General features: G+C 36.9%; 1 protein-coding gene and 2 pseudogenes. 2 read left to right on the forward strand and 1 reads right to left on the reverse strand.

The window, feature by feature from the left end:
- Positions 1-129: 129 nt before the first annotated feature.
- Positions 130-1,259, forward strand: a pseudogene (locus tag ACFE90_RS37790) (ISAzo13 family transposase).
- A 118-nt stretch (positions 1,260-1,377) separates the two neighbouring features.
- Here the strand turns inward: ACFE90_RS37790 and ACFE90_RS37795 are convergent.
- Positions 1,378-2,094, reverse strand: a pseudogene (locus ACFE90_RS37795) (IS1 family transposase).
- Here ACFE90_RS37795 and ACFE90_RS37800 point away from each other — a divergent pair.
- Positions 2,073-2,228 (forward strand): hypothetical protein, encoded by a 156-nt coding sequence (locus ACFE90_RS37800; RefSeq protein ID WP_375507347.1) that lies wholly within the window; start codon positions 2,073-2,075, stop codon positions 2,226-2,228. The pseudogene ACFE90_RS37795 and the gene ACFE90_RS37800 sit on opposite strands and share 22 nt — an antisense overlap.
- Positions 2,229-2,273: the final 45 nt, after the last annotated feature.

Raw genomic sequence — 2,273 nt, forward strand, 5'->3', positions numbered from 1 at the left:
AATTAGTATTTTAATTTTAGGGTGTTTGGAGTGTTGATGGAATTAACTGATTCAGCCAAAAAATTGTTTAAAGAAACAGCTTGCCAACTTAAAGGAGCAACAAGGCGGCGCTTTCAAGCACAAGTTGTGATGGAGTTAGGTTACGGAGGGCAATTACTAGCTCAAAAAGAGTTGGGGTGGGATAGAAATACTATTCGTAAAGGGATTAAAGAATTAACCAGTGGGATTATTTGTGTAGATAATTATTCGGCGAAGGGGCGCTATAAGGCAGAAGAACACTTACCATTACTTTTAGAAGATATTAAAAACTTAGTCGATTCACAGAGTCAAACAGACCCTAGTTTTAAAAGCCAGAGATTGTATACACGCCTAACTGCAAGCCAAGTACGAAAGCTACTAATTGAGAAGTTTGATTATAGCAATGAACAGTTACCGACCTCAGAAACAATTCGCGTCAAATTAAATTATTTAGGCTATAGCCTGAAACGGGTAGCAAAAGTTCTTCCTCAAAAAAAATCCCAGAAACTGACGCAATCTTTGAGCAACTAGCAATAATTAATCAATCGGCTGTAGATGATAAAAGCATTTTACGTCTAAGTCTTGATGCCAAAGCTCGTGTGAATATTGGCTCCTTTGACAGAGGAGGTAGAAGCAGAGCTTTAACTGAGGCTGAAGACCATGATTATAACCCGAAAACAACTGTGACTCCTTATGGTATCTTCCTTCCAGAACTAGATGAACTATTTTTATACTTGACAGAATCTCAGGTAACAAGTGATTTTATTGTTGATATATTAGAAGATTTTTGGAAAAGCGAGAGTTGGCGATTTCCAGATATAAAAACACTTATTCTTAATCAAGATAATGGAGGAGAGAACAATTCTAGACGTACCCAGTTCATGAAACGTATAGTGGAATTCGCTCATCAATATAAATTGAATATACGTTTAGCCTACTATCCGCCCTATCACAGTAAATATAACCCAATTGAAAGAACATGGGGGATACTAGAGAAACATTGGAATGGTAGTATTTTGGACGAAGTTGAAACAGCTTTAAACTTTGCTAAAAATATGACCTGGAAAGGTAAACATCCTGTGGTTAAGTTAGTGACTCAAACTTATGAAACTGGGGTTAAGCTTACAAAGGATGCTATGTCTGCTGTCGAACAACAAATCAAGCGTCTGACTAATTCTACACATGAAGAATTTCCTAATTTAGGCAAGTGGTTTATTGATATTTGTTGTAGCAGCACTTAATTTTTCTCAGCAGTTTTTAAATTTATTAAATATAAAAACATCAATATTAATTATGACATTGCACCTGACATTATTTACAGAGTGCAGAGTTTTCGGCGTTGCTGAACCAAAATATGAATTAGGCGATCGCCTCAAGCTTGCCGGCGCCAAGCGCCCGCAGCGCCACTGAACCATACTTAATATAATGTATTACCAATCGAATAGAGAACTTAAGCATTTATTCGGAGTTGGAGTAGCAAAATGTTTTACGATGTAGCCGAGCAAGATAATGTCTAAAACGACTATTTTCTCCTTCAACTCGTGTCATATAAGTTTTACTGACAATATGGTCTTCATCGCTGATAAAACAAGGATAAACTGAATACCCGTCTGTAACATAAAAGTAAGAATGCCAACAGCTTATTACCTGCCACAAAAGCTTAAAAGTCTTGGAACTACGATCACCTAAAACCCAAGCTATAACTCCCGCAACATGCTTATTTACTGCTGTCCAGAACCAAATTTTGTTTTTTTTACCAATAAAAGTTTCCAGCTCATCGACTTGGGTTATTTCAGGTATTTCATCAAATTCTGGTGTATCTGGTTAGGTAATCCCAACCTCTTTTACCCAATTTCTTATAGTCGTATGATGTACTTTTTTGACTCGTTCTATTGCACGAAAACCAGAACCATTGACGTACATTTCTAAACACTCAAGTTTGAATTCTTCAGAATAACCTTTCGATTCGTAAGAATCGATAAACTGACGACCACATTGAACACATATGTAATTTTGTTTACCACGTTGCCGCCCATTCTTACGAATGTGAGTTGATGCACATTTTGGACAAAGCAAGTGCGATCGCCCATTATCATATTTCTATTCTGCAACGCCGAGTTTTCTATAAGAATGAGTGGGTGAGAGGTGGTTGCTATCGGCAACCACCTCTCATCCACTTCAGAATGATTATCATTATTTTTGGGATGTGAACTTATGATTTTTGCTGAGTAATTTATTTCTTGGAAGTCCCTTAG

It is taken from the genome of uncultured Nostoc sp., from assembly GCF_964245445.1.
Taxonomy (GTDB): domain Bacteria; phylum Cyanobacteriota; class Cyanobacteriia; order Cyanobacteriales; family Nostocaceae; genus Nostoc.